We start from the raw sequence: 6,480 nt of genomic DNA on the forward strand, positions 1-6,480 counted from the left end.
TAGGAAGTTCCTAAGATCAAAGGTTTCTAGTATTTTATTCATGCCACACCCCCACTAATTGCAATGGGTTGGCAAGAATTAGAAGAAAAATGTTTACACTTTTGTACTTTGCAGTCTATAATCAAAAGATAAGACTGCCATGAATCAGTTCTCATGGTTTCTGGTTTGTTGATCCAGATGTTCTACTTAGAGACGTTTTCTCAGGACATGGCTAAGTAAAAAGCTGGGTTTGCTAATTTTTAGATTTTCTAAGCTCTCAAATTGTTTCTAAGACAGTTTGGGAGTTTTGATTTATACTTGTAATCAAGGGTTATCATTCTTCAAAGAGCTATAAAGCATGATTGCAAGATTGACTACTGACTACGATTATAGTATATCAAACAAAATCTATTTCAGGAAAATTTATTTTTCTTTCTAAAATATGTTAATTTATACCACAATAGTCTAAAATTATATATATATCAATATTTTCTTTACTAAACTTTTTGATAATTACTTTCAGTAAAAAGGAGATTAAGGTAATGGGCGAGGCTAGAAGGCGTAAGCAATTACTACAAGATCCAAACTACAAAATTTCTATCATAGCCAAACAGTTGGCAGCAAGTTTAAATCGTTCTCCTCTCCTAAAAATAGTTATTTTTGCATTTTTAGGAGAAGCTTTATCATACGAATTAGAGCCTAATTTGATGCCTGAAATTTTGTTTGACAAAGTTACTAATTGGTTAAATAAGAATAGTAATATAGTCGAGTTAGCAGAACTACAATCAGGTTGTTTTATACCTACAGATGAACTCGTAGATAAGCTACTTGATATATTAATAATTATGTCTATGGAATCACCAAAGGCATCATCAGAAATAGATTTTTCGCGGTTTAATCCTTATAATCCTCAAGATGTCTATGAAGCCTTAACTATTATCCTAAAAGGAATCTATATTGGTAAACAATTTAACTTGATCTAAACAAAGAATTATTTAGGAGTTGTCAGAAATTAGAATAACATTCATGCTTTGGGAAGTAAAATGAGCTATACATTAACGTAAGCGATAGCGAAGCGCTTCTTAGGAATCGCATAGCACCCCGTAGCGATCGCCCCAAAGGAATCCCCACATTTTAGATTTCCGCATCTTTGACACCTAATACCAGTAACTTGATTTCAAAGAGCGATCGCTTATCTGTTGGAATAATGGGCGATCGCTACAGGGTTTACTCTCAATGTTTTTATTACATTATTAGCAAGGGGTACAGGTTTAGTGTCGGGGTTTTAATAATGGGTTTGACGAAGTTTGCTGTCGGGGTTTGTCGGGGTTGAGCGATTTCTATGGGGTGATTTGCGATCGCCCAAAGCCTTGTCATTAAAGATTGTTAGCATTCAACTGTATTGGAATTTTTTGACGCTCATTGGTCTTAAATACAAAAAGTTTCAGTTCTTCGGTTATTTTTATGGAAAACCTGGTTCAAAATCATTGAAAGCCCTATTGTGTAGTCATTTCATTGAAAATATGGAAATAATTGTTTATAACCCTTGTCCCGTAAGGGTTTTGTTATCATCAATCCTCAATCACCATAAAAGAGACGCAAGAGCCATCTTTCACCATTCGCCAATGGTTTTGGTGTTTACTATAGCTCAATACCTCGCATCTTGGACACCTTGCACATTCTGAATCTCTCTGAACTTCTATAACTAATCCTAATCCTTCTATTTCGTCGGAATTTAAGACTTTCATCTCTTGTAAATTGAGGATTTGTTCTACTGAAAGTTTCATAGTTGTTTTCTCGACAGAAATTCGTCTATCTACCTCTTTTGATTTGCTTATCCTTTCATAAAGGGAGCGGTAGAACCAGACTTATTCAGTCCTTTTCTTAGAAAAAAACACTTTTTAGGAAGTTTACAGGACTATTATCCAGTAGTTGGTTTTGATGCAATAGATGATAATTCCCTAGAGATTGTCTTTCCAGCATCTGTATTGAAAGATGATACAACTGCTAAATTAATGACACCTGAAATTGCTAAATCTTTACGAAGTTGGTTGGTTGAACCTGATTTTGCCGCAACTCAAAGGCAGCCGCTAGAATTTGACAAAAAACAAAGAGTATTAGTAACCACACGCACAGGTTCGGGTAATCGCCGGATTAAAGGTTCAGCAGGTTCTGGAAAATCACTCGTTATTGCAGCAAGAGCGGCTCAGTTATCTAGTGAAGATAAAGAAGTATTAGTTGTAACTTACAATATTACCCTTTGGCATTATTTGAGAGATATTGCAGTTCGTTATCCGGTCGAAAATAAAAGAATTAAAGATAATATTACATGGTTACATTTTCATGAATGGTGCAAACTAGTTATTTGCAAACAAGCTGGACTCAATGATGAATATAATGCTTTGTGGCAAGGAGATCCTGATATATCCAAGGTGTTAGAAATAGATATAGTAAATTTGGTAAATACAGCGATTGAAACTGGAGGAGACTCTATTCAAAAATATGATGCAATCTTAATTGATGAAGGACAAGACTATAACATTGACTGGTGGAACGCTCTACGACGGGTTCTTCAACCTGGTGGTGAGATGGTACTTGCAGTCGATGAGACACAAGATATCTATGAACGTGCTATTCGTTGGACGGGAAGCGGGAATAATGCGGGATTTAGTGGTCCCTGGTTGTCACTTAAAACCAGTTATAGAACACCTCCATCACTGATCAAATATCTCGGAGATTTTTCTCACCAATATTTAGAAGAAAATTTAGAAGGAATGGTAAATCTTCCTCAGTCCGAAAATGAAGAGGATAAATGGCCTGCACACCTAAGTTGGATACAGATTACAATGCAGGACTCTCTGGTGGATAATCTTATTCAGGCGGTTCTTAATATTCCTGATTTAGCCAATCCGAATATTGTCGCTTATCCAGATATTGTTTTGCTAGTTCCAACCCATAACATAGGTTTATCATGCGTACAACTTTTAAATAAGAGAAATATTAAAGTTATTCATGTTTTTGACCATAAAAAACAAGATCAGAAAAGCAGAAAACTAGCCTTTTTCATGGGAGATGCACGGGTGAAAGCCTGCACAATTCATAGCTTTAAAGGATGGGAAGGTCGATACATCGTTGTTGGTATTAATTCAAAAAACAAACAATCAGATTTAGCAGCTATTTATGTAGCACTAAGTCGCTTAAAACGACATAAAGAAGGGAGCTATTTAATTGTTATTTGCTCCGACCCTAATCTAGAAGAATTTGGACAAACTTGGCCAATTTTTGAAAGAAGATAGTTGGTTCATCAGTAGATATAGAGGTACAGATGGGATATCTGCAATTTGGGACATGATGTAAAGTTTTGTAAACTTTATTTTCAAAACTCTTGATTTACCGTTGTTTTAGCAACTTGATTATTCAAATAAAAACATCCCCAAGAAGGGTCATTTATGGGCAAGTCTAAGAGAGTGAATTGCGTGAAGAGTTGATTTTAGTATCCAAAAATTTGAATGCCTCTCCACCATTTATGGGCAAGTTAGTAAATCGCACAATCGGTTTTTGCAACATTTGTTTACAACGTGTCCCAAATTGCAGCTATCCCGGCTGTACCCCTTTATGTTAATGGCTCCACAAGCACAGCAAAGAACATTTGTAAACACTATCAAATAGAACAAAGTTACTATCTTTTGGATAGGTTACAGGCTTTGGTACACTGCTAATAATTTAATTAAGGTGCTTTATGATTCTGATTCTAAGGGTTTTTTCTTTTTCTCTTGGCGTGTATCTATTTCTAGCAGCAGCTGATATGCCAAGAACACAGAAAAACGCTTTCTTTAGTAGAATGATAGCTGTCTGTGGGCTGGCTTGTATAATAAATACTTTCAGACCCTGACAAGATTAAGCAAACTGATGGCTCATCCATCCATCTGCCGTCCCAAACAAGTCCATAAACCCACCACTGTTAAGGCGACTTTACATTATTAATTAAAGGGTTAGCTCCGCGATCGCTATGTTTACTGGGGTGGTAGTGGCATGAGAACCACTACCTTTAAAACTAATTAATTAAAAACTTATTAATCTTTCTAAAATTAAGAAAGGCAAAATTAAATTCAGTATGATTAAGCCTCTGACCTACCTTGAAGTGCTTTAGACCATCTGGGGTATCCAGCATCTTTATTATCTCTATAGCCAAAATAACCTGTTCTTTGACTTCTGTTACTTCTGCGATAAAGGTAGCTTCTTTATTTTCTGGTTTAACCAAAGGAGTCCCCATAGTAGTCGGAACCCAAGTTACCACAGTTTGATCACCAACTTCGTAAGGGTAAGGTGCGTCTTCAATTGCCATTAGATTAATCCTTCGGTAAAGTTTATAACCATAAGAAGTATACATGGGCGTATAGCCACTTTTTACTAACTCATGGTGAAGGTTATAGCCGCAGCAGAAAAAAAAAGAATAGAGAACGACCTCAGAGAACACAACGACTCAGCTTTGGTTTACACAGCTAAATCTGAGAAAAAAGAATAGAGAGTAGATAGCGATCGCCCCGCATTTCCCCCACATTTTAGATTTCCGCATCTTTTACACCCAATACTAATAACTTGATTTCAAAGAGCGATAGCGAAGCGCTCCGTAGGAATCGCCGCATTTTCCCCCAAGAACCATAAGTATTAGCCTTGACTTTATCTAATTCAGATTGTTTAGCTAAATATCCCTCAGTATTATTATTGCCACGAATATAGCGTAATTCAAATACTTTAAATTGATCAATAGCTCTTGCACCTACAACTTGAGCTATTTGGAAATCAGTTTTACCTTCGTCGAATTTTACCAGAGCTACTGCCACTTTTTCTCTAGTCATATCTGCAAGTTGCGCTCTAGCTCGTTGTAGTTCAGCTACTTTAATTTGGAGATCCGAGATTGGCTCAAATTAATTGCATAGTTGGTTTACGCCCGCGGTGTGATGGTGCGAAGCACACTCTTTATTTCAATTGTTCTATAATTGCAAGTAAATTAGAGAAAGATAACGATGGCAGCTAAAGATAGATTTCATGCTGTGGTTAGAATTGCTTTGGAAAAGGAGCAGTGGCAGATAACCGATGATCCCCTGCGACTCGAAGTAGGCGGAACAAAGTTTGAAATTGACTTAGGTGCCCAGCAACTATTAGCAGCAGAGCGAGACCAAGAAAAAATTGCAGTTGAGATTAAAACTTTTTTGAGTGATTCACCACTAACCGATTACCATGCTGCGTTAGGACAGTTTTTGAATTATCGGCTGGCCTTAGAAATCAGTGATCCAACTCGTATTCTCTATTTAGCTGTGCCTGTAGTTGCTTATGAAACTTTTTTTAAGCGGGAATTTGCACAAATTTCATTAGAAAGATATCAAATTAAACAAATTATTTATGACCCGATTCAAGAGGTAATTGTACAATGGATACCATAAAGTCTTATCGGCATATAATTCAGTCGTTGTTGACAGATTACGCTGCTATCCCCATCGCTAATGGGTCGATAGATTGCTACACTGTTTTTGATCCGAAACAAGACCATTACCAGGTCATGAATGTGGGATGGGATGGCCATCGGCGGGTATATGGTTGTGTTTTACATTTGGATATTAAGCAAGGAAAGATTTGGATTGAGCAAAATATGACGGAAATGAGAGTAGCCCAAGAACTTGTGGATCTGGGGGTAGCAAAGGAAGATATTGTGTTAGGGTTTCAAGCTCCGGAAATGCGGCAATATACGGATTATGCAGTTATATAAAAGCTTCCCGCTTATTTATCCCATCTTGTAAAACATTGCCGAAAACGGAAGTTAAAGACTTTTCTCAAGAAAGGACAAAACCCTTGTTATTCCGCTCAGTTGCTCTCATAACATTGCCTAAAATGAGTCAAACTAGGCAATGTTTGAAAGGCATAAATATATGAATACTTTACAAAACTTTACGTCGTGCTAAATTTTGCGCGTATCTTGTCTTTACCCCTAAATCACTTATTTTCCCAATTGGTTTAAATTTCGCTTTCTTCTAGCGTCTCTCTTTTGCTGTGCTTTATTTAGTTTCTCAAGTTGTTTAAATCCAGGAGAAGTAGTAAAATTTAAGGATATGGTGTTCTGTGTATCAGTCGCTTTTATAGTTTTAGGAGAGATATCTGTGATATCCTCTAAACCAAATTTGACAAGCACTTCATCATAATCTCCTATCACATCCTCATCAACACACCCTGCTTGAAAAGCTCGCTCAATTAAAGGTAAACAATCTATTGCATTCATATCAGAAAGCACCCAGACAATATGACCGTTAAACTCAGGATCATTTTCTCTAAAAGATTCTAAATGTTGAGATAAAGAAGTAACACAATGCTGGTAATGCTCTGGATAGACAGAGGCAATAGTTTTAATAGTTAACATAAGTAAGTCGGCGCAAAGAAATCAAACTATGTAAAGATAAGTAAATACGGAAAATCAATCTACTGAGGTGATTAAAATATGGGCGCTCG

8 protein-coding genes are annotated in these 6,480 nt (G+C 36.5%); 4 read left to right on the plus strand and 4 right to left on the minus strand.

From position 1 onward, the window contains the following. Positions 1-521: 521 nt before the first annotated feature. Complete coding sequence (locus tag AN490_RS04230) at positions 522-962, plus strand: hypothetical protein (protein WP_300000295.1); 441 nt, start codon at positions 522-524, stop codon at positions 960-962. A 588-nt stretch (positions 963-1,550) separates the two neighbouring features. Here the strand turns inward: AN490_RS04230 and AN490_RS04235 are convergent. Continuing rightward, on the minus strand, positions 1,551-1,766 hold the full coding sequence (locus AN490_RS04235) for a hypothetical protein (protein ID WP_300000297.1): 216 nt from the start codon (positions 1,764-1,766) through the stop codon (positions 1,551-1,553). A gap of 201 nt (positions 1,767-1,967) precedes the next feature. On the opposite strand from AN490_RS04235, the gene AN490_RS04240 reads away from it, so the two are divergent. After that, positions 1,968-3,275 (plus strand): hypothetical protein, encoded by a 1,308-nt coding sequence (locus tag AN490_RS04240; RefSeq protein ID WP_300000299.1) that lies wholly within the window; start codon positions 1,968-1,970, stop codon positions 3,273-3,275. A gap of 758 nt (positions 3,276-4,033) precedes the next feature. Here the strand turns inward: AN490_RS04240 and AN490_RS04245 are convergent. Further along, on the minus strand, positions 4,034-4,324 hold the full coding sequence (locus AN490_RS04245; RefSeq protein ID WP_300000301.1) for a hypothetical protein: 291 nt from the start codon (positions 4,322-4,324) through the stop codon (positions 4,034-4,036). Between the two features lie 217 nt (positions 4,325-4,541). After that, positions 4,542-4,838, minus strand: a complete 297-nt coding sequence (locus AN490_RS04250) for a hypothetical protein (protein WP_300000303.1) — start codon at positions 4,836-4,838, stop codon at positions 4,542-4,544. Between the two features lie 168 nt (positions 4,839-5,006). Between AN490_RS04250 and AN490_RS04255 the strand changes: the two genes are divergently transcribed. Together AN490_RS04255 and AN490_RS04260 are read left to right on the plus strand one after the other, a co-directional pair. Continuing rightward, entirely contained in the window at positions 5,007-5,423 is a 417-nt protein-coding gene (locus AN490_RS04255; protein WP_039203728.1) for a XisH family protein, read from the plus strand. Beyond that, positions 5,411-5,746, plus strand: a complete 336-nt coding sequence (locus AN490_RS04260) for a XisI protein (protein ID WP_039203727.1) — start codon at positions 5,411-5,413, stop codon at positions 5,744-5,746. The genes AN490_RS04255 and AN490_RS04260 overlap by 13 nt, the downstream gene beginning before the upstream one ends. A gap of 228 nt (positions 5,747-5,974) precedes the next feature. Here the strand turns inward: AN490_RS04260 and AN490_RS04265 are convergent, their stop codons facing one another. Then, on the minus strand, positions 5,975-6,391 hold the full coding sequence (locus tag AN490_RS04265; RefSeq protein WP_300000310.1) for a hypothetical protein: 417 nt from the start codon (positions 6,389-6,391) through the stop codon (positions 5,975-5,977). Positions 6,392-6,480 lie beyond the last annotated feature (89 nt).

The organism is Anabaena sp. AL09, assembly GCF_001672255.1.
GTDB lineage: Bacteria > Cyanobacteriota > Cyanobacteriia > Cyanobacteriales > Nostocaceae > Dolichospermum > Dolichospermum lemmermannii.